Consider the following 20724-nt stretch of genomic DNA (forward strand, 5'->3'; position numbering starts at 1 on the left):
ACGGCGAGCAGGTCCCGCTCAGTACGTGATCATTCCGCGGAGGTTCTTGCCCTCGCGCATGTCCTGGTAGCCCTGGTTGACGCCGTCCAGGGTGTAGGTGGCGGTCACCAGCTCGTCCAGCTTGAGCCTGCCCTCCTCGTACAGGCGCAGCAGGCGCGGGATGTCGCGGCGCGGGTTGGCGTTGCCGAAGATGCAGCCGACCAGTTCCTTGCGCTGCAACGTCATGTCGAACAGGTTGAGCTTGACGTCCTCCTGGAGGATCGGCCCGACCGCGGTGACGACACCGCGGCCGCCCTTGCCGACCAGCGCCATCATCGGGGCGACGAGGTCGCCGGTGGCCACGCCGGTGGCGAGGATCGCCTTCTCGGCGTTGGCGCCCCAGGTGAGCTCGCCGACCTTCGCCGCGGCCTCCTCGATGGACGCCGCGGCGTGGGTGGCGCCGAACGTCGCGGCCTTGTCCCGCTTCCAGTCGACCGGGTCGACCGCGACGACGTGCCGGGCACCGGCCATGGCCGCGCCCTGCACGGCGTTCATGCCGATGCCGCCCAGGCCGATCACGACCACGGTCTCGCCCGGCCGGACGCCCGCGGCGTTGACGGCGGAGCCCCACCCGGTGGTGACGCCGCAGCCGACCAGGGCCGCCTTGTCCAGCGGGAGCCAGTCGTCGATCTTCACGCAGGAGGTCTCGCTGACGACCGTGTACGGCGCGAACGTGCCGACACAGCACATGATCCCCAGGTCCTTGCCGCCCTTGGAGCGGTGCCTCGAGGTGAGGTCGCCCACCTGCCGCCCGGCGAGGAGCAGGGCGCCCAGGTCGCACAGGTGCTGCCGGCCCTGCGCGCACGCCGGGCAGCGCCCGCAGGCCGGGACGAACGACAGCACCACGTGGTCGCCCTCCTTCAGCGTGGTGACGCCGGGACCGACCTCGACGACCTCGCCGGCGCCCTCGTGCCCGCCGATGACCGGGAACTGCTCCAGCTGGAGCAGCGCCGCCGTCTCGGGGTCGAGGACCATGTCCCCGGTGACGAGGTGCTCGTCGGAGTGGCACAGGCCGGACGCCGCGAGCTTGACCTTGACCTCTCCCGCCTTGGGGTCGTCGAGCTCGATGTCCTCGACGCTCCATTCGGTGCGGGGTTCCCACAGGATCGCCGCTCGTGTCTGCACGGTGCCTCCTCAATCGACGGGCCGATCACAAACGAACGCCGCCGGCCGCCTGGCGGCGGCCGCGTCGTAGACCACATCCTGACCGTCCGCCACGCCGCTGCCTAGGGCTCCGGCCCGCGCGTGATGTCAAGGAAAGGTTGACATGGTGCCGATGTCAAGGAATTCTTGACGCCATGAATCGACATGTCCGTATCCCGCCCGCTGGATCGGGGACCTTCTGCCTTCTGCTGTCGCTGACGACGCTCCTTCTCCTGGCGCAGTCCGCGTTCGGCGGCTGGCTTCTGTGGAGCCTGTTCGTCGGGGTCGCGCTCGCGACGTTCATCTTGGGCGCGGTGACGGCGGCCCTCGCGTCGCGCGAGCGCTCGTCCGGTCCCGCCACCGACTCCGACGAGGCGAGGCTGGACGAGCTCGAACCGTTCCCGCCCGTCCCCGGCGACCGTTGAACACCCTCACGGAAGAGCAGGCGAGCGCCATCCGCGAGGCCGTCGCCGAAGCCGTCCTGACCGCCTGCGCGCGGGGACGCGAAGAACTCGACAGCGACCCCGACGCCCATCTGCTCATGGTCACCGCGTCCCGGGTCGCCGCGGAGGAGGCCGGCCGGCTGCTGCGCCAGTCCATCACCGGCGCCCGAACCGCGGGGCACAGCTGGGAGGCCCTCGGACAGCTGCTGGGCATCAGCCGCCAGGCCGCGCAGCAGCGCTTCGGCGCCCCGGCCGCCGGCCGCGGGCGGCCCGACTCCGGCGACGCCCCGCCCCGCAGGGTGCTCAAGCCCCTGAACGCCTTCAACGAGATGGAGGCGCTGGAGCGGGAAGGCCGCCGCGGATGGCACGTCGTCGACTACGGGTACCTCTTCCATCTCGTCGAGGCGTCACCGCACCGGTGGGAGCACCGGCGGATGTGGTGGCCGTCGCGCCGCCGCCGGCGCGCCATGGACGAACAGGGCTGGGAACTGATCGTCCCTTCGGACTTCGACTCGCCCTGGGCCTACTACAAGCGCGCCCTGGACAAACCCGCCGAGCCCGGCTCCTGAGCGGATGGACGCCGGTGCTCAGGCCTCCCGGGTGAAGTCGCCGTATGCCGGCTTGCCCGCCGGCCGGTACACGCTGAGCACGGAACCGGAGCCGGTCGCCTCCGAGCTGACCAGCCTGAGCGCGGCCGGGACGCGGCCCGGCTCGAAGAGGCGCTTGCCGCTTCCCAGGATCACCGGGTAGGTCCACAACCGGAGTTCGTCGATCAGGCCGTGGTCGAGCAGCGTCTGGGCGAGGCGGCCACTGCCGTGGACCTGCAGTTCCCGGCCCGGCCTGCTCCTGAGCGCCGCGACCTCCTCGACGCCCTTGACGACGGTCGTGTTGTTCCAGCCGGGCTCGTCCAGGGTGGTGGAGACGACGTACTTGGGAAGGGTGTTGAGACGGGACGCGATCGGATCGTCGGGGTCGGTGACCGTCGGCCAGTAGGCCGCGAAGATGTCGTAGGTCCTCCGGCCCAGGAGGAACCCGTCGGCCCTGGCGAACCAGTCGGCGGTGGCTCGGTAGAGCTCCTTGTCCGCATAGGGGAACTGCCACCCGCCGTGCTCGAAACCGCCGCTGCGGTCCTCGTCCGGCATCCCGGGGCCCTGCATCACCCCGTCCAACGTCAAGAACACCGCCAAGGTGATCTCCATTGCCTGCTCCCTTCGTGGTCCGTGTACCCATATGGACACGCGAGCGCCGGCGAACTCATCGGCCCGGCGGGACGGGCGCCGGCAGTGACTGCTCGGCCCAGATCGTCTTTCCGGCGCCGGTCTGCCGGCTGCCCCAGCGCCGGCTGAGCTGGGCGACCAGCAGCAGACCGCGGCCGCCCTCGTCGTAGGCATGGGCCCGGCGCAGGTGCGGCGAGGTGGAACTGGCGTCCGACACCTCGCAGATCAGCGCGCGGTCGCGGATCAGCCGCAGCCGGATGGGCGGCTCGCCGTACCGGATGGCGTTGGTGATCAGCTCGCTGACGATCAGCTCGGTGACGAAGCCGGCCTCGTCCAGCCCCCACTCGCTCAGCCGCGCGGTGGCGTTCTGCCGGGCGGTGGCCACCTGGGCGGGGTCCGGCGGCACGTCCCAGGCGGCGACCTGGCCGGCGTCCAGGGCACGGGTCCGGGCCACCAGCAGGGCGACGTCGTCGCCGGGCCGCTCGGGCAGCAGGGTCTTCAGCATCCTGTCGCAAACGGCGTTCAGCGAGTCGGCGGGAAGCGCCAGTGTCCGGCACAGTTCGGCGGTGCCGCGGTCGACGTCGCGGGTACGGCCCTCGATCAGCCCGTCGGTGTAGAGGGCGATCAGGGAGCCCTCGCGCAGCTCGAGCCGGGTCGCCTCGAAGGGCAGGCCGCCGACCCCGAGCGGCGGCCCGGTCGACATCTCGACCAGCCGCGCCGTGCCGCCCGGCTGCAGGACCGCCGGCGGCGGATGCCCGGCGCTGGCCAGGGACAGGCAGCGCGAGACCGGATCGTAGACCGCGTACAGGCAGGTGCCGCCCAGCTCCGCGACGTCCTCGTCGCTGTCCTCGCTCGCCAGGTGGATGACCAGATCGTCGAGGTAGGTGAGGAGCTCGTCCGGCGGCAGGTCCACGTCGGCGAGGGTCCGCACCGCGGTGCGGAGACGTCCCATGGTCGCCGAGGAGTGGATGCCGTGCCCCACCACGTCCCCGACGACCAGGGCGACCCGGCTGCCGGACAGCGGGATCACGTCGAACCAGTCGCCGCCGACTCCCGCCAGGGAACCTGCCGGGAGATAGCGGTGGGCCACCTCCAGCGCGGCCTGCCCGGGCAGGTGCTGGGGCAGCAGGCTGTGCTGGAGGGTGAGCGCGGTCGCCCGTTCCCGGGTGAACCTGTGGGCATTGTCGACGCAGACGGCGGCTCGGCTCGCGAGTTCCTCGGCGAACGCCACATCGTCGCCGGTGTAGGGGTTCGGGTTCAGCGCGCGGACGAACACCGCGACGCCGAGCGTGGTGCCCCGGGCCCGCAGCGGCACCGCCAGCAGCGAATGGACGCTCGCCTCGTGTTCGCGGATCTTCGAGATCCGCCCCGCGTGACCGGCGATCCACCGGTCGAAATCCGGTTCCGCGGCCCCGCTGAGCACCGGCTGCCCGTCCGCCACCGCCCGGGCGGGCGGTGAGAACGGCGGGTAGGCGTCCACCTCGCCCAGCCCGACGACGGCCTCCGGCGTGCCTTCGGTGGGGGACCGGTGCGCGACCCTCCGCAGCACGAGGCCGGCGCGCCCGTCCGCCACTTCGGGCGCCTCCGTTCTCAGCACCCAGTCGAGCAGGTCGATGCTGGCGAAGTCGGCGAACCGCGGGACGAGCACCTCCACCAGTTCCTCAGCGGTCCGCACCACGTCCAGGGTGCTGCCGATGGTGGCCGCGGCCTCGTTCAGGAGGGCCAGCCGCCGCCGGGCCCAGTACTGCTCGCTGCTGTCCAACGCGACCAGGCCGACCGCGAAGACCTCCTCCCCTGAGGCGTCCAGGACCGGCCACATCTCGAGGTTCCAGGCGTGTTCCCGGGATTCGGCCGGAGCACGGGCATAGCTCTCGTAGCGGGCGGGGGCCCCGGTCCTGATCACCTTGCGCTGATACTCCAGGAACCCCTGGGTGGAAGGCTCCCCCGGCAAGATGTCCCCGAAGTGCCTCCCCAGCAACGCCTCCTTGCCGACCCCCATCACCGAAGCACCCACCTCGTTGACCCACAGATAACGCTGCTCGGTGTCGTAGGCGGCCATCGGGATGGACGCCTGCTGGATGACCTGCTCGCCCACCGTCGGCTCCGTGGCGATGAGCACGAACGCCTGCGGTCTGCCGTCCCCGTCCATGACAGTGCACGTCCGGACGGCCAACCGGATGGTGTGCCCGTCCCGGTGCCGCAGGTCCACCACGCCACTGAATGCGGCCGGCACATGCAGTGCAGGCGGGTCCTCGACGAGCAGGTCTGTCGCTTGCCGGCCCACGACGTCCTCGGGCGCGTAGCCGGTCAGCCGCCGGGCCCCTTCGCTCCACCCCGTCACGATGCCCCGCGGGTCGATGATCGCCGTGAGGTCGGCACCCGGCTTATGGCCCACAATGATCTCCACGGTCGCATGGCGTCAACCCGGTGGGTCAGGGGGAGCGAACGCCAGCGACGTCGAGTTCGGCCATGCCCGGAAGCCGCCTGGCCAAACCAGACGAGACGGGCGCGGCCCCATGCCGCGAACGCCCCGCCCCAGTGGACGACCGCTCCTCCCTGACGCCCCTCCCACCCCGCGAACCCCGCTCGCAGCAGCGGGAATATTGGGTTGCTGCGAATTATGTCGGCCGGGCACAGTGGTGAGTGATCGGTGAGGAATGGTGCAACCGGCAGCACACCGCGCTCTGGACGCGGCGATTCAGGTTCGAATCCTGGTTCCTCAGCGGCTCTTTAGCTCAGTTGGAAGAGCGCCTGGTTGAAGCCCAGGAGGCCGAGGTTCGATTCCTCGAGGGGCCACGCCTTCGTAGCTCAGTCGGTCAGAGCAACCGCCTCGTAAGCGGTAGGTCGCCGGTTCGATTCCGGCCGAAGGCTCCTACCCCTCTGACCAGCGAAAACACCGGTAGCGGGTTGATCATCGCAGGTGTACACCTCTTGAACAGAGGAAAACTTTCAGGTGATGGGAACGTCACGTACCCGGCTCTCAGGCTCCGCACGGGCTATGGCCCTGTTGTTGGGCGAGGCTTCCGGCGCGAGGGTAGGTGTGGTCCGGTGAAGTAGAAGCTTGCCAGCCCGGACAACATTGTGTTCCCTTCGGATACACCGCCGGTGAGTTAGAGGCTGACATATCGACACATAATCAGCCCGCGAAGAAGAATGATCTCGAGATGGCGGACCGCCTGCCGTTGGATAGGGCGACAATGTGAGCAGATAGCCGTATATTTGGGATGTCAAGATCATGGTTGACAGCGAGTGAAGCGTCACGGAGGATCGGCCCCACGAGAAACCGCTTAGGTCGCCTGGATTGTGCTTCTGTCTTTTCGGACGGCCGTACACCCGGGAGGGGGGAATCGGTATGAGCGTGGACCGCAAGTCCGTCAGCGTGGAACGCAAGTCGCTGCGCGACCTGGTCGAGGACGAACTCCAGCGCGAGCAGGAGGAGGCTCCGGGCTTCTCCGCTGTGGAGATGGGTAGCGCCACCTACACGAAGATGCTCGGCAAGCGCTACTAGTTTGACCCCGGTCGCTGCGAAAGGGGCTTCCCCTTCCGCAGCGACCTTCTATCGGAGACTTTCCTGGTATGACACATTACACCATTGCCATGCCCTATCTCGATGAATGCGGTGGCGTGTACATCCCGGGCCTCGGCGACGACGGAGCGGCGGTTCGGCTGAATCAGCGCGGGAGCGCGCTGTGGCGCGACCTGGCCGCCACCGGGACTTGCGATATCGCAGACCTGCCGGAGGACGGCCGGGCGTTCGTGCAACTGCTGATCGCCCGAGGTGTGATCAGACCCAGCGAAGACATGGACGGCATTGATGCGGATCGCATTTCTTAACCCTTCGGTCGGGTTCGCCGACCGCCGCAAGTCCATCCCCATCGGCCTCGCCTACATAATGGCGTTCCTGAAATCGCACGGTTACCCGTCCACCGGCTTCGACTTCGGCGACTCGACAACGGGTCCCACCCGGCTGGTGGAGGACTATCGGCTCTGGGAGCACGATCTGGTCGGCATGTCCGTGTACAACGAGTCGTTCCACATCGCCCTCGAGATGGCCCGCCAGATCAAGCGGCGCAACCCCTCCTGCTTCGTCATCATGGGAGGCCCGCAGGCCACCGCCACCCACGAGGTCATCATCCGCGACCACCGCGACATCGACGCGGTCGTGCGCAAGGAAGGCGAACATCCCGCGCTGGAGCTGGTCCGGTGCCTGGAGGCCGGCGACGAGTTGGCCGCGGTCCCCAACCTCACCTGGCGCAAGGCCGGCGAGGTCCGGGCCAACCCCGAGATGCCGGCATTCGATGATCTCGACGCCCTGCCGTTTCCCGCGGCGGAGTTCATCACCGACCGGGAGTACGGTCGGCTTCACTTCTACGACGGCCTCCGCGACGAACTGCGCCCCGCGCTGACGATCAACACTTCGCGCAGCTGCCCCTACAACTGCAGTTTCTGCGGAGTCCTCACCATCGGACGACGTTACCGTTCGCGCAGTCCGGAGAGCGTCGTCGAGGAGCTTGAGTTCTTCCGGCGGCACGACGGCGTCGACTACCGGCACGTCTACTTCAGCGATGCCAACTTCTTCGTGCAGGCCATGCGGGCATTGGAAATAGTCCGGGCGCTCCACGAAGCCGACGACCGCATCACCTTCAGCTTCGGCACCCGGGTCAATCAGGTGCTCAAAGCCCAGGACGTGATCCGGGACATGCTTCCGCTGGGACTTCGATTCATCGAACTGGGCGTGGAGAGCGCCTCGCCGAGCGTGCTGGAACGTCTCGCCAAGGGCGTCGATCCCGATGTCAACGACGCGGCCGTGTCGTTCCTGACCCGCACCGGTGTCGAAATCGCACTCGACTTCATCATGGTCGACCCGGCGAGCACCGTCGAGGACCTGCGGCTGAACATGGCCTTCATCGAACGTCACTTCCTCGACCACTACCCCCATGAGCACTTCTACACCAGCCTCGCGCTGTACGAGGGCACGCCCATTCGCCAGTTCTACGAGCAACGTTGGCGCAAGCCCTTCCCGACGGGCATGTTGCCGGACACGGCGGACCTGTTCGAACGCCCGGAACTGCGCACCTGGTGGAGGTCGGCCCAAGAATTCCAGAGCCGGTACCAGGGGAGGATCGACCAACTCCTGGCCAAATGCGAGACCCTGCTCAAGCACCCCCGTGCCGTGGAATGCCTTCGCCGCCGCACCGGGCCGTGGACGGAGTTGTCCTGCCTGCAACTGGACAGCATCACGCTGCGGCACGCGCCGGTGATGTTCTTCCGCCGCCTGGTGGATCAGCTCGCCGCGGGCAGCAAGCCCGACACGCTCGAGGAGATCGGCCTGCACGGATTCGGACGCCGCACGACGACGCTTGACGACCTGATCGCCTCAGCGGCCGAGGCGCTGGAGCGGTTGAGCGACCGACTCGGTCTGGAGCGGGACGAACTCGACCGCGCCCTGCGGGTTTCCGGGGCCGCGTACCAATGAGCGAGCGAGTCGGCTGTACTCCACTCGTCCCGAGGCCGGAGGCTCGGTGAGAAGTAGGCGTCCACGCAGGGACCTCGCGGTCGTCACCACTGCCTACGGCTTCTCCATGCTCGGCACCACGGCGGCGTTCCTGGCCATGGTCCTGCACCTGCGTCACGACGGCAGCGGCTGGGTGACCGCGCTGCTACTCGCCGAACTCACCCCGTTCATCCTCATGGGGGCACTGGCCGGATGGCTCGTCGACCGCCTGGAAGCACGGGCGCTTCTGATCGTCGTGAGCATCGGCCAAGCGATCGTCAGCGTGGCGTTGAGCATGGCGAGCAGCCCGATCGCCATCGTCGCGCTGGTCGCGCTCTTGGGCACTCAGGCGGCGGTGGAACGTCCGGCGGCGGGCGCCCTCGTGCCGCACATCACCGGGGAGGAGCACGCCACACGCGGCTACGCACGGCTGAGCACCGGCAGGGCCCTGGGCTCCATCGGCGGCCCCGCGATCGGCGGATTCGTCAGCGTGGCCGGCGAGACCCGCGCCGCGCTCCTGATCAATGCGGCCAGCTTCCTCATCCTGGCGCTGGCCCTGACCACCGTCGGCGCGCGCCGACGGCCCAGCGGTCCGCCCGGCGGCGATGGCGGCGTCGGCGACTCCGTCGAGGCCGGATTCCGCTTCCTGGTGCGCCAGCCGGTCCTGCGCCTGGCCATCCCGCTGACGGCCTTGGCCGCCGGCATCGCCCTGGCCGACAACGTCGCCGCCCCCTACCGGTTCGCTGACGACTTCGCCGTCGGCGCCGTCGGATTCGGCGTCTATGAAGCGCTGTACTCCGTCTGCGAACTCATCGGCATCCAGGCATTCACATCGAAGCTCAGCCGAGGACGTGAGGAAAAACTGCTGGCGGCGGGCAACCTGATGCTCGGCCTTGGGGTCTTGGGAATCGGGCTGGCCGGAAACTACCCGCTCGCGCTGGCCGCGGCCGTCATCGGAGGCGTGGGAAACGGAATGAGCAACGCGGGAGAAGGGGTCGTGATCCGGCTATGCACCCCCGAAGCACTCCGAGGACGCGCCTTCGCCGCGAGCGGGGCGCTTGTTCAAACGGCCTCCATCGGCGGAGCCATGGCAGGTGCCCCGGCCGTCGCCGTGTTCGGAGCCGCCGGCACCATGGTGATCTTCGGCTCCCTGGCCGCCGCCGTGGCCGCCGTCGGCGTGGTGGTCGCTCTCAGTCGCACCACCGCACTGGTACCGGAAGGCAAGTCGTGATCGCCTGCTCCCTGCGCCTCACCCAGGGGCCGAGGGGATGAACACCGCTGGAGCCGAAAGGACCGTGACATGCGTGATCTACGAGCCGTGACGACGCATGTGTCGGTAAGTGAACTCCTTGCGACCACGGCCGCCGAGCGCCCGGACGGCCCTCTGGCGGCCCGCGTGGCCCTGTCGCCGGAATACCGCGTCACCGCCGAACGGGTGGACACCTGGCTCGACCGGGGCCAGATCACCACGGCAGCGGTCTCCTTTTCCCGGGACAACAGCGCGGCTCCCTTGTCCCTCATGTCCTCCGATGTGGAAGTCCAGGGCAGACGATGGCCGTTCCTGATATCGGCGGACAAGGCGCGGCTCCTCGTCAAAGACGGCCACACGATGGTTCTCAGCTGTCCGGAGCTGTGGGAGGAGAACCTGCGGCGCATGTCGCTGGAAACGGTCGAGGCCATGGTCGCCTCGCTCAACACGATGATCTTCCTCACCCCTCCCGGCACCAGCGGCTTCCACCAGCACAGAGACCGAGACGACTACGTCGTCGTGGTGCAGACCGAGGGAACGAAGATCTGGCGGCTCTACGACGCCCCACCGCACGGCTGGACCGAAGACGACGACACACGCCCCGCACCGGAGTCACTGTCGGCCGAAGTGAAACTCGAGGTGGGGGACACCCTGGTCATCCCGCGAGGCTGGGGCCACGCCGCGTCCGCCGATCCCAGCACTCTCTCGATCCATCTGTCTTTCGGCATCAATTACGTTTCACCCGCGCACATGCTCCGCGTCGCCCTCATCAACACGTTGCGAAATATGCGAGAATCCGCAACTCTGGAGGAGACCCAGTCCGCTTATCTTGAAATCCTGGACGAGTTCGAGAATTCCGATGCCGACGCTCTGGTGAAGGAGTTCATCAGCGCCCAGTACCGGACCGGAGACGTAAGACTGCGCGACATCGCCGGCCGGTGACTCCGACCAGCACGACGAAACGCCTTGGCGGACGGGCCAACGCTGCCGCCTGCAGGACCGGCCGTGGCGAGGCTCCTCGCGCAAACCGGACGTGACAGCCAGTCCGAGACTGGCAGTCGGCGTACTCAGCTGACGCGGCAGGTGAACCTGACCCGTTTGGACGCCTTCGTCCGGTCAGGTCTGAAGTGGGTCGGGTGCCGGGAGGCAGTCGAGGAGGGCGCCCACCAGCGGGCGGTGGTCGGCGTTCCACACCGCGTTCAGGTCCAGGATGGGCACCGGGGCGTAGAGCCGTACCGACGTGGTGCGCGGACCGCCCCGGCCGGCGGCCCCGAACCTGCCGCGCACCGCGGAGGCGAAGCCGACCACCGGCTTGACGGCGGCGACGATGGCCGTGGCGCCCGGGTCGTCCACCTCCTCCGCGACGTTCAGCTCGATGCCGCTGGCCCGCGCCGCCGCGAAGATCGCGTCGTACATCGCCGCCGACTGCGTCCTGCGGAACAGGATGCACTCCTCGCCTGCCAGCTCCACGAACGCCGCGTCCTCCCGGCCGGCCCAGTGGTGCTCCAGGCCCACGACCGCCACCAGCGGCACGCGCAGCAGGAGACGGCTCCGCATCCCGGCGGCCGCGGGCCGGCCGTAGACCATGGCGACATCGAGACGTCCCCGGGCGAGCGCGTCCAGTTGCGGGCCCGTCCGCATGCTGACCATGTCCAGCCCGATGCCGGGGTGGCGTGCGTTGAAGCGGGCCAGCGTGCCGGGGAGGACCCGCTGGCCTGCGGGGAAGTTGTAACCGACCCTGATGGTCCCGGTACGGCCCGCCGCCGCGGACACCGCCGCCTCCCGGGCCCGCTGCACCCTGATCACGATGTCCTGGCCGACCTCGCGGAAGGCCTCTCCGGCGGGCGTCAGGCGTACCTCGTGCGAGTTCCTGGAGACCAGCTCGACTCCGACCGAGCGCTCCAGGCGTTGCAGGTGCTGGCTCAGCGAGGGCTGGGCCAGGTGGAGCCGGGCGGCGGCGCGGCCGAAGTGCAGTTCGTCGGCGATGGCGAGGAACGAGATGAGGTGACGCAGTTCCACGGTGGCCGAGGCTAACGGGGGCGGGCGTGCAACCGGTGAACGGATCAGGTCGTGACAGTGACCGGCAGCGACAGGATGCCCCGGTGGATCAGGCTGGGCTGGTACTCGACCTCGTCGGTCGCCAGGGTCAGCTCGGGTGCGCGGTCCAGGAGCGTCCGGATCGCCGCCTCGGCCTCGATACGGGCCAGCGGTGCGCCGACGCAGTAGTGGACGCCGAGGCTGAAGCCCAGGTGGCGGCGTGCGGGCCTGGTCCCGGCGTAACGGGTGACGTCGAACGCGTCGGCGTCCGGGTAGACGCGCTCGTCGCGGCTCGCCGACGCGGTCAGCACGATCACCCCGTCCCCGCGCCGGAACTCGCGCCCGCCGACGGTGGTGTCGTTCAGGGCGACCCGGATCGTGAACTGGGTCGGCGCGTCGTAGCGCAGCATCTCGTCCAGGGCCGCGGGGATCAGCTCGGGGCGCTCGCGCAGCAGCGCGAGCTGGCCGGGGTTGCGCAGCAGCGCGAGCATGCCGTTGCCGATCAGGTTGATCGAGGTCTCCATCCCGGCGACCAGCAGCAGCACGCACAGCCCCACCACCTCGGCCTCGGTCAGGGTGTCGCCCTCCTGCTCCACCGCGACCAGCTCGCTCAGCAGGTCCGGGGTGGGCTCCGCGCGCTTGCGGGCGATCAGCTCGGCGAAGTGCCCCATGCACTCCCGGGCGGCCTGCGTCCTGGCCTCGATGTCCTCCTCCGGCAGCAGCGTGTCGGGGTCGCTGCCCCGGGCGATGGCCAGCTGCCAGCGGCGGAACCGCTCGCCGTCGGCCAGGTCGCCGCCGAGCAGGCGGCCGGGGATCATCGCCACCGCGAGCGGCACCGCCAGGTCGTTCAGCACGTCGAGGCTTCCGCGCCGCACGGCCGCGTCCACCAGCTCGTCGACCACCTGGTTCGCGAGCGGCACCATCTCGGCCACCGTCCGCGGGGTGAACGCCTTGTTCACCAGCCCGCGCAGCCGGGCGTGCTCGGGCGGGTCCATCCGGACGAAGGAGCCGGGGATGGCCGCGACGGCGTCCCGGAACGGGCTGATGCCCGCGGAGTAGCCGTGACCCCAGTCGGAGCCGGTCAGGACGGCCGCGCACTCCTCATACCGGGTGACCAGCGTGACCGGCACGTCGCCGAGGTGGAACGGGATCAGCGCGGCCTCGTCGCGGGCCTTGCGGTAGAGGGAGTAGGGGTCGGTGCGGTATGCGGGATCGGAAAAGGTGAACACGGTGTTCCTCCTCGTTCGGTCAGCCTTCGACCCGGACGTGCAGTTCTGACATGCCGCGCACGACCAGGTTCGGCCGGTAGGGGGGCGGGTCGTTCAGCAGGGTGATCGCGGAGACCCGCTCGGCGATGGCGCGCATGGCCACCTCCATCTCCAGCCGTGCCAGCGGAGCACCGAGGCAGTAGTGCAGGCCGAGGCCGAACGAGAGGTGCCGCTTCGTCTTCGCGTCCTGGCGGCCGCTCGCGTAACGGGTCAGGTCGAGCCGGTCCGCGCCGGGGAACGCCTCGGGGTCCCGGTTGGCGGAGGCGAGGAGCACGATGACGCTGTCGCCCGGGGCGAACTCCTGGCCGGACACCGTCAGTTCCTCCCGTGCCGTACGGGTCGTGAGGTGGACGGGGGCGTCGTACCGGAGGATCTCGTCGGCGGCGGCCGCGGCGAGGCCGGGCTCGGCGCGCAGCAGGTCGAACTGGCCGGGGTCGCGGATCAGCGCGAGCACCCCGTTGCCGATGAGGTTCACGGTGGTCTCGTGGCCGGCCACGACCAGGATGAGCAGGGTGCCGAGCAGCTCGGTGGTCGTCATCCGGACCCCGGCGGCCTCGGCCTGGACCAGCGCGGTGATCAGGTCGTCCTGGGGCCGTGCCCGCCGCTGCTCGACCAGGTCGCCGAAGAACCCGGTGAACTCGTGCACCGACCGGGTGCGCGCCGCCAGCTCCTCGGGCGACAGCAGCGCGTCCGGGTCCAGGCCCCGCGCGATGCCGCCCGACATCGAGCGGATGGCCTCGTGCGCGTCGGCGGGCACGCCGAGCAGCTCGCACACCATGGTCAGCGGCAGCGGGTAGGCCAGCGCCTCCAGCAGGTCCACCTCGCCCGCGGCGAGGATCTTGTCCATCAGGTCCGCGACCAGCCGCTCCGCCCGGCCGCGCATGCCCTCGATGGTGCGCGCGGTGAAGGCCTTGCTGACCAGGCCGCGCAGCCGGGTGTGGTCCGGAGGCTCCATCCACAGGAACGAGGCGGGCAGCTCGACGTCGCTCTCGGCGTGCAGCAGCTCCCTTTCCTCGGCGTGGCTCCATCGCGGGTCCTGCATGATCGCCGCCGCCTCGGTGTAGCGCGGCACCAGCCGGGCGCCGAGCGGCCCGGGCACGAAGGCGCCCTCGTCGCGCAGCACCCGGTAGGCACGGTACGGGTCGTGCCGGCAGCGCGGGTCGACGCTGTCGATGACGGCCTGCTGAACATCCGGATTCATTTCACCGCTCCGAATTTCGGTGGGCGTGTCGTCGTCCGGCAATAATCGGGGGCGGCGCCCGCGGCGGGCAATGTGGAATGAGCGTTGCCTATCACGCAATTGCAAGATCCCCGATCGCGGCCTTTATTTACTGGTCATTCATTTCGGGGCCACGCATGGCTGCTGGGGTCGAAGGCATGGATTCCGCATGGAATGGTGAGACGCTGCCCGCCCGGCTGCGGGAGGTCGCCGCGGCGCACGCCGCGGTGTCCGCGCGGTTCTGGACGGAGTCGGAGACCATCACCTACCGGGAGCTGGACCGCGACGCGCGGTCGATGGCCGGCGCCCTCGCCGCGCGCGGGGTGGGGCGGGGCGAGCCGGTGGGCATCCTCTGCCCCAACGCGCCGGAGTTCCTGGTCGGCCTGTTCGCGGTGCTCGCCGCCGGAGGCGCGGCCGCCCCGATGCCGCTGCCGATGGGGGCGGGCGGGCACGACCGGCTGGCCGCCATCGCCGAGGCGGCGGGTATGCGCCGGGTCATCGTGTCGCACCGTTTCGGGGCCGCCGACACGTTCGCCGGCCTGCTCCCGGGGGTCGAGGCGATCGAGACCTCGGCGCGGCCCGACGACGCCGGGAGCGCGGCGCTGCCCGCCGTCGGGCCCGACGACCTGGCGATCGTCCAGTTCACCTCGGGGAGCACCGCGCGTCCCAAGGGCGTGCGCCTCACCCACCGCAACGTGATGAGCGGGCTGACCGCCATCAGCGAGGGCATCGGCCTCGGGCCGGGCGACGGAGGCGGCTTCTGGCTGCCGCTCTTCCACGACATGGGCCTGTTCGGGACGCTCTCGGCGGTGTTCGCGGGCATCCCCGCGCACATCTGGTCGCCGCTGTCGTTCGTCAAGAATCCCGCCCGGTGGCTGCGCGAGTTCGCCGCGAGCGGGGCGACCATCAGCGCGATGCCCAACTTCGGGTACGACCAGCTCCTGGGCGCCGTCTTGCCCGACGAGGCCGCCGAGCTCGACCTGCGGCACTGGCGGATCTCCTTCAACGGCGCCGAGCCCATCTCGCACGGCTCCGTCCAGTCCTTCCTCGACCGGTTCGCGCCCGCCGGGTTCGCCCCGGAGGCCATGTTCGGCGTCTACGGCATGGCCGAGGCCACGCTCGCGGTCACGTTCCCCCCGCTGGGCCGCGCGCCGCTGTTCGAGTGGGTGGACCGCGCCGAACTCACCGCCACGGGCCTGGCCGTACCCGTCGCGAGGGACGCCGCCGGCGCCCGCGCGATCGCCGGAGTGGGCCGGCCGGTCGCGGGCGTCCGGCTGCGGATCACGGACCCCGACACCGGGACGGACCGGCCGGACGGCGAGGTGGGGGAGATCCTCATCCAGGGCGCGCCCGTCACACCCGGCTACCTGCCCGCGCCGACGGCCGACGACTTCGCGGACGGCTGGCTGCGCACCGGGGATCTGGGCTACCGGCGCGGGGACGAGGTCTTCGTCACCGGCCGCCGCAAGGAAATGATCATCGTCCGGGGGGCGAACGTCTACCCGCAGGACGTCGAGGCCGTCGCCCGCGAGGTCCCCGGCGTCTTCCGCCGGCGGTGCGTGGCGGTGGCCGCGCCGGACGGCTCGGAGTCCATGCTCGTCATCGCCGAGTCCACGCTGACCGGCGCCGAGGCCGATGCCCTGCGGGCCGGGCTGGCCGCGCGGATCGGCACCGAGCTCGGCCTGGCCGCGGTCACCGTCCACCTGGTGCCGCCGCGTTCCATTCCGCGCACCAGCAGCGGCAAGGTCCGGCGCCTCGCCGCCCGCGACCTGCTCGTCCCAGTTCCCTGATTAGGAGTCTCGGTGCACAGCTTCGACGTCTTCCGCCACTACGAACGCCAGCACTGGAAGCTCGGCGACCTCGAACTCGACACGATCGACCGCGACCAGGTGCGCCCGGAGTACGTGACCCTCGCCAAGAGCGCGACGATGGGGGAGTCCAACGTCATCGCCGCGGTGCACGGTTTCCTCCGCGAGTTCGCCGACGACTACGACTTCTCCACGTTCGCCGTGGTGTGGGGCCAGCAGGAGGTCCAGCACCACTACGCGTTCCGCGCGTGGCTGGCCGCCGTCGGCGAGGCCGTCGACGACCGCGCGGTGGCCTTGATGCTGGACCCGTACGCGCCCGGGACGACGCCGTCGGCCACCCTCGCCACCAACATCATCTCCGAGCTGACCGTGAACCACGTGTACCGCGCGGTCTCCGGCTGGGTGACCGAGCCCGTGCTCAGGACGCTGCTGCTGAACGCCAGCCGCGACGAGGCCGCGCACGCGCGCGAGTTCATCCACTACGCGACGCAGCGGCTCGCGGTGCGGCCCGAGGAGCTGCCCTCGGTCCTGGAGACGCTGTACGTATACAGCTCCGAGGCGAAGATCAAGCACCCGGTGAGCACCTTCAAGTCGGGCATCACCGAGCTCGGCGAGCACGAGACGATCGACACCGGCTTCGAGCTGTTCCTGGAGAAGGTCGCGGCCGAAGGGGAGCTGGACACGCTGCACGGCAAGGTCCGGCGCACGTTCGGCGGCATGACCGGACTCGACCTGAGCACCAACGGCAAGGTCCGCCGGGCGCTCGCCGAGGCGCTGGCCGCCTGATGGGCATCAAGGTGCCGTGGTCGGTGCTGCCCGACTACCGCTGCTTCGGCTGCTCCCCGCACAACCCCGCCGGGCTGGGCCTCACCTTCACCCCGAACCCGGAGGGCGTCCAGGCACGGTTCCGGCTCGACCGGGGATTCGAGTCCTATCCGGGTGTGGTGCACGGCGGGCTCGTCGGCGTGATCTGCGACGAGACCATGGGCAACCTGATCGTCCTCGACCGCCGCCGCACCGCCTTCACCGTCTCCCTCCGCACGAGGTTCGTCGCGCCGCTGCTGGTCGACCGCGACTACGTGTGCGTCGCCCGGCTGCACGACGGGCCCGAGGCGCCGCTGATCCACGCCTCGGCGGAGGTGGTGGACGCCGAGGGCGACATGTGCGCCACGGCCACCGCCACCTACCAGCCGTTCACCCTGCAGGACGTGCGCGACCAGCTCACGCTCGGCGACGACGAGGTCGCCCTCCTCACTCAAGCACTCACCGCGAACGGAGCCTGAAATGCACACCCTCGACGAGCTGATCCAGACGATCACCGACATCGCCGCGGCCGAGACCGGCCTGCCCGTCGCCGACCTCGGACCCGACCTCGACCTGCGGGGCGTCGCGGGCGTCGACTCGGTGAAGGTGCTCCGCATGATCGCCAAGATCGAGCGCGCCTACGACATCGAGCTGGAGGACGAGGACGTGTTCAGCGTCGCCACCGTCCGCGACGTCGCCCTCGTGGTCGACAAGTCCCTGCGGGAGCCGGCGTGACCGTCGCGGAGACCAACCAGCACTACGACCTCGACCCCGAGATCTTCGGCCGGTTCCTGGACCCGCTGCGCAAGTACAGCTCGGCGCTGTATCTCGACGACGGCGACTCCCTGGCCGAGGCGCAGGAGCACAAGCTGCGGTTCGTGGCCGGACGGCTCGGCCTGGACGGCGGCGAGCGGCTGCTCGACGTGGGCTGCGGCTGGGGCGCGCTGATCCTGTTCATGGCCCGCGAGTACGGCTGCGCCTCGCTCGGGGTGAGCCCGGCCGCGCGCCAGCACGACTACATCGCCGGCCGCTCCGCCGAGCTCGGGGTCGGTGACCTGGTGAGCACCCGGGTCGGGCATTTCGAGGACCTCGACCTGCCCGAGCGGTCGTTCGACGCGGTCACCATGCTCGGGTCGATCGTGCACATGCCCGACCTGGACGCGGTGTTCGGCAAGGCCCGCGCCGTCCTGCGCCGCAAGGGCACGCTGTACGTGTCGGAGAGCTGCTTCCGGAGCGCGGCCGCGCACGCGGCGTTCGACCGGCGCGCCGGGACCGGTTTCGTCCGTGAGGAGATCTTCGGCTGGGGCGACATGCGCCCGCTGTCGGAGCTGGTCGCCGCCGCGGAGGGCGCCGGGTTCACGATCGTCGCGGTGGACGACCTCACCGACCACTACCGCCGCACGATCGACGACTGGCTGGCGAACGTGGACGCCGCGGCCGCCGAGCTCGACGCCCTCGGCCCGGGGCTGGCCGGCCGGCTGCGGCACTACCTGGAGATCGCCAACGCGGGCTGGGGCTACACCACCAAGCACTACGCCCTGACCTGCCGCAACTCCCGCTGACCCCGATCGGAGAGAAACCCGTGCAGCAGCTGCTCGATCCCGCCGACGTCGCCGAGGCCGTGGACGGCTTCATGGCCGCCACGTCCGCGGCCCGCGCCTGGGACGTGGAGACCGCCTTCGACTGGACGGCGGCGGACGCGGGCCGGCTGACCGAGGGGCAGCGCTCCGCGGTCCAGTTCGTCACCATCATCGAAGACCATCTGCCCGGCTACTTCGACGTCTACCACCGCAGCTTCCCCGTCGACGACACCGTCGACCCGGCCGAGTTCGAGCACAACAGGGAGCTGTACCACTTCACCGTCCGCTGGGCGGCGGAGGAGGACACGCACGCCCGCGCGCTCGCCCGTTACCAGCGGGCGAGCGGCATGGCAAACCGTGACCTGCTCCGGGGCGAGCTGGCGGCGGAGGGGCGGAAGCGGTTCGACCTGCCCTACGAGCACCCGGTGCAGTTCTTCGCTTACGCCCTCGTCCAGGAGAAGGCGACCCAGATCTACTACCAGCACCTGCGCGAGGTCTCCGGCGACCCGGTGCTCGGAGCCGTGCTGACCCGGCTCGCCAGGGACGAGGCCCGCCATTTCACGTTCATGGCCGACATGGTGGGCCGGTACCTGCGCGCGCAGGGGGACGCGGCCGTCGAGCCGATCCGGGACGTGATCGCGGCGTTCCGCATGCCGCTCGCGGACACCATGCGCGGCTACTGGCGCTGGGCGCTGAAGATCGCCGACGTGGCGAGCTACGACCACACCGGCGCCTACGAGCACCTGATCAAGGTGATCGACCGGGCCGTGGACGCCAAGTCCGACCGTCTGACCGAGCTGACCGGGTTCATCGGCGAGTGCGGCGCCCTCGCCCGCTGACGCGGATCAACGGAGGATCATGCAGGTGCACGAGCCGTGCGCGATCAGCCTGTCCTTGGGGTCGGTGATCCGGGCCTCGGCCGTCGCCGTGCGGCGCCCCACGTGCACGGTCCGGGCCACGCAGGTCAGCCGGTCGGTCTCCGGGTCGGGGACGAAGCCGCCGGCGACGCGGTCCAGGCCCAGGGCGACCGCCCGGGTGAAGTTCACCTTCAGTTCCAGGGTCGTGTACCCGACGCCGTCTTCGAGGGTGGTGAACACGGCGCTGCCCATGGCGGTGTCCATCAGCGTGGCCAGGACACCGCCGTGCACGGTGAACAGGGCGTTGATGGTGGCCGGGTTGGCGTCCAGGACGTACACCGCGAGCCCCTCCTCAAGGGACTCCACGTCGATCCCGAGCGAGGCGCCGACTCCGAGCCCCTCGCGGATCCCCTGGTCGAGCACGGTGCGCAGTTCGTGGATGCGGGCGGCGGTCCGGTTCGCGTTCATGGGTCGGATTCGAGCAGGAACGAATGGACGCCGGGTGAATGCCACGTGGCGGAATACCGGTGATGCGGAACTCCGATCGCGTGATTGCGGTGAGAGTTTCATTTCACCGATAATTCGCTCCCGCCCGCCCCCATCGTTACCCGCGGCTGCGCCAGCCTGGTGAGGACCTGGGAGGTCGTAATGGAGTTCCGCCACCTTCGTTCCTTCCTCGCCCTGACCGAGGAACTGCATTTCGGCAGAGCCGCCGCCAAGCTCCATCTCACTCAGCCCTCGTTGAGCCAGCAACTACAAAGACTCGAACGCAAACTGAGCGTGACCCTGCTCGAAAGGACGTCGCACGAGGTGCGGCTGACGCCCGCCGGCGAGGTCTTCCGCGACCACGCCCGCGTGATCGTCCAGCGGATGGACGGTGCCGCGCAGGCCGCCCGGGAGGCCGCGGCAGGCCGCCACGGGACCGTCCGGGTCGGCTACAACTTCTCGGCCTGGCAGATGATCCTGCCCAAGGTGCTCGCCCGGATGCACGAGCGGCATCCGCGGATCACCGTGAAGCTGTCGGAGATGCGGTCGGGGGTGGCGCAGGCCGCCCTCGCGGCCGGTGAGCTGGACCTCGTGTTCGGCCATGGCAGGCCCACCGCCGCGGGCCTGCGGCACCGGCGGATGATGGAGGTGCCGATCGTGGCCCTGGTCGGCGCCGGGCATCCCTGGGCGCGCCTGCCCAGGGTCGACTTCGCCGACCTGGCCGGGCAGCGCTGCATCCTGTTCGCCCGGGAACAGAACCCCGCCATGTACGACGCGATCCTCACCGCCGCCGACCGCCGCGGGATCCGGCTCGACGTCGCGCACCACGTGGACGATCTCAACGCCACCGCCCTGGTGGTCGCGACCCAGCCGGTCGTCGCGTTCGTCTCCCGCCATCGCGGCGAGCACGCCGCGGCCGGCGGTCTGGGATCGGTCGCGGTCCCCTTCACCGCGCCCGCGCCCGCCGTGGACCTGCACGTCGTGTGGCGCCCGGGGCAGGGCCCGTCGCCCACGCGCGCGCTGCTGGGCTGCCTGGACGAGATGTCCGTGCTCCAGGGAAGCACCGGACAGGCGAGGTAG

The 20724-nt window shown here is 70.2% G+C and carries 21 protein-coding genes and 3 tRNA genes; 17 read left to right on the forward strand and 7 right to left on the reverse strand.

What is annotated here, in order from left to right:
- Window positions 1–18 precede the first annotated feature (18 nt).
- Window positions 19–1164, reverse strand: a complete 1146-nt coding sequence (locus ABD340_RS03470; RefSeq protein WP_344586906.1) for an NDMA-dependent alcohol dehydrogenase — start codon at window positions 1162–1164, stop codon at window positions 19–21.
- 173 nt (window positions 1165–1337) lie between these two features.
- Between ABD340_RS03470 and ABD340_RS03475 the strand changes: the two genes are divergently transcribed.
- Together ABD340_RS03475 and ABD340_RS03480 are read left to right on the forward strand one after the other, a co-directional pair.
- On the forward strand, window positions 1338–1607 hold the full coding sequence (locus tag ABD340_RS03475; RefSeq protein WP_344586908.1) for a hypothetical protein: 270 nt from the start codon (window positions 1338–1340) through the stop codon (window positions 1605–1607).
- A complete protein-coding gene (locus tag ABD340_RS03480) occupies window positions 1604–2194 on the forward strand; it encodes a hypothetical protein (RefSeq protein WP_344586910.1) in 591 nt (196 codons plus the stop codon). Before ABD340_RS03475 ends, ABD340_RS03480 begins: the two co-directional genes overlap by 4 nt.
- 18 nt (window positions 2195–2212) lie before the next feature.
- On the opposite strand, the gene ABD340_RS03485 is transcribed toward ABD340_RS03480, so the two are convergent.
- Both ABD340_RS03485 and ABD340_RS03490 read right to left on the reverse strand, forming a co-directional pair.
- Window positions 2213–2824, reverse strand: coding sequence for a dihydrofolate reductase family protein (locus tag ABD340_RS03485; protein WP_344586911.1), 612 nt, complete (start codon window positions 2822–2824; stop codon window positions 2213–2215).
- A 55-nt stretch (window positions 2825–2879) separates the two neighbouring features.
- On the reverse strand, window positions 2880–5249 hold the full coding sequence (locus ABD340_RS03490; protein WP_344586912.1) for a SpoIIE family protein phosphatase: 2370 nt from the start codon (window positions 5247–5249) through the stop codon (window positions 2880–2882).
- 244 nt (window positions 5250–5493) lie between these two features.
- Between ABD340_RS03490 and ABD340_RS03495 the strand changes: the two genes are divergently transcribed.
- From ABD340_RS03495 to ABD340_RS03530, 8 genes are all read left to right on the forward strand, one after another.
- Window positions 5494–5565 (forward strand) — tRNA-Gln (locus ABD340_RS03495).
- Window position 5566: 1 nt separating this feature from the next.
- Window positions 5567–5638 (forward strand) — tRNA-Phe (locus tag ABD340_RS03500).
- Between the two features lies 1 nt (window position 5639).
- Window positions 5640–5713 (forward strand) — tRNA-Thr (locus ABD340_RS03505).
- A gap of 481 nt (window positions 5714–6194) precedes the next feature.
- Window positions 6195–6350 (forward strand): hypothetical protein, encoded by a 156-nt coding sequence (locus ABD340_RS03510; protein WP_344586913.1) that lies wholly within the window; start codon window positions 6195–6197, stop codon window positions 6348–6350.
- Between the two features lie 68 nt (window positions 6351–6418).
- Window positions 6419–6676 (forward strand): hypothetical protein, encoded by a 258-nt coding sequence (locus ABD340_RS03515; RefSeq protein ID WP_344586914.1) that lies wholly within the window; start codon window positions 6419–6421, stop codon window positions 6674–6676.
- Complete coding sequence (locus ABD340_RS03520) at window positions 6657–8318, forward strand: B12-binding domain-containing radical SAM protein (RefSeq protein WP_344586915.1); 1662 nt, start codon at window positions 6657–6659, stop codon at window positions 8316–8318. Before ABD340_RS03515 ends, ABD340_RS03520 begins: the two co-directional genes overlap by 20 nt.
- Before the next feature lie 46 nt (window positions 8319–8364).
- On the forward strand, window positions 8365–9567 hold the full coding sequence (locus ABD340_RS03525; RefSeq protein WP_344586916.1) for an MFS transporter: 1203 nt from the start codon (window positions 8365–8367) through the stop codon (window positions 9565–9567).
- A 69-nt stretch (window positions 9568–9636) separates the two neighbouring features.
- Window positions 9637–10527 (forward strand): JmjC domain-containing protein, encoded by an 891-nt coding sequence (locus ABD340_RS03530; RefSeq protein WP_344586917.1) that lies wholly within the window; start codon window positions 9637–9639, stop codon window positions 10525–10527.
- Window positions 10528–10701: 174 nt separating this feature from the next.
- Here the strand turns inward: ABD340_RS03530 and ABD340_RS03535 are convergent, their stop codons facing one another.
- From ABD340_RS03535 to ABD340_RS03545, 3 genes are read right to left on the reverse strand one after another with little or no spacing between them, the layout of a single operon-like run.
- Complete coding sequence (locus ABD340_RS03535; RefSeq protein ID WP_344586918.1) at window positions 10702–11604, reverse strand: LysR family transcriptional regulator; 903 nt, start codon at window positions 11602–11604, stop codon at window positions 10702–10704.
- Window positions 11605–11648: 44 nt separating this feature from the next.
- The gene (locus tag ABD340_RS03540; RefSeq protein ID WP_344586919.1) at window positions 11649–12851 is read right to left on the reverse strand and encodes a cytochrome P450; all 1203 of its coding nucleotides are present in this window, start codon (window positions 12849–12851) and stop codon (window positions 11649–11651) included.
- 19 nt (window positions 12852–12870) lie between these two features.
- Complete coding sequence (locus tag ABD340_RS03545) at window positions 12871–14091, reverse strand: cytochrome P450 (protein WP_344586920.1); 1221 nt, start codon at window positions 14089–14091, stop codon at window positions 12871–12873.
- A gap of 176 nt (window positions 14092–14267) precedes the next feature.
- Between ABD340_RS03545 and ABD340_RS03550 the strand changes: the two genes are divergently transcribed.
- From ABD340_RS03550 to ABD340_RS03575, 6 genes are read left to right on the forward strand one after another with little or no spacing between them, the layout of a single operon-like run.
- Complete coding sequence (locus tag ABD340_RS03550; protein WP_344586921.1) at window positions 14268–15899, forward strand: fatty acyl-AMP ligase; 1632 nt, start codon at window positions 14268–14270, stop codon at window positions 15897–15899.
- A 12-nt stretch (window positions 15900–15911) separates the two neighbouring features.
- Window positions 15912–16703: a ferritin-like domain-containing protein gene (locus ABD340_RS03555; protein WP_344586922.1), complete on the forward strand. Its 792-nt coding sequence runs from the start codon at window positions 15912–15914 to the stop codon at window positions 16701–16703.
- Window positions 16703–17200: a PaaI family thioesterase gene (locus tag ABD340_RS03560; RefSeq protein ID WP_344586923.1), complete on the forward strand. Its 498-nt coding sequence runs from the start codon at window positions 16703–16705 to the stop codon at window positions 17198–17200. The genes ABD340_RS03555 and ABD340_RS03560 overlap by 1 nt, the downstream gene beginning before the upstream one ends.
- 1 nt (window position 17201) lies before the next feature.
- Window positions 17202–17456, forward strand: a complete 255-nt coding sequence (locus ABD340_RS03565) for an acyl carrier protein (RefSeq protein ID WP_344586924.1) — start codon at window positions 17202–17204, stop codon at window positions 17454–17456.
- Entirely contained in the window at window positions 17453–18283 is an 831-nt protein-coding gene (locus ABD340_RS03570; RefSeq protein ID WP_344586926.1) for an SAM-dependent methyltransferase, read from the forward strand. Before ABD340_RS03565 ends, ABD340_RS03570 begins: the two co-directional genes overlap by 4 nt.
- Before the next feature lie 20 nt (window positions 18284–18303).
- Window positions 18304–19140, forward strand: a complete 837-nt coding sequence (locus ABD340_RS03575; protein WP_344586927.1) for an acyl-ACP desaturase — start codon at window positions 18304–18306, stop codon at window positions 19138–19140.
- A gap of 6 nt (window positions 19141–19146) precedes the next feature.
- Here ABD340_RS03575 and ABD340_RS03580 read toward each other — a convergent pair whose 3' ends face one another.
- On the reverse strand, window positions 19147–19626 hold the full coding sequence (locus tag ABD340_RS03580; RefSeq protein WP_344586929.1) for a PaaI family thioesterase: 480 nt from the start codon (window positions 19624–19626) through the stop codon (window positions 19147–19149).
- Window positions 19627–19806: 180 nt separating this feature from the next.
- Between ABD340_RS03580 and ABD340_RS03585 the strand changes: the two genes are divergently transcribed.
- The gene (locus tag ABD340_RS03585; protein ID WP_344586930.1) at window positions 19807–20724 is read left to right on the forward strand and encodes a LysR family transcriptional regulator; all 918 of its coding nucleotides are present in this window, start codon (window positions 19807–19809) and stop codon (window positions 20722–20724) included.

The organism is Actinomadura vinacea (assembly GCF_039532545.1).
Taxonomy (GTDB): Bacteria; Actinomycetota; Actinomycetes; order Streptosporangiales; family Streptosporangiaceae; genus Spirillospora; species Spirillospora vinacea.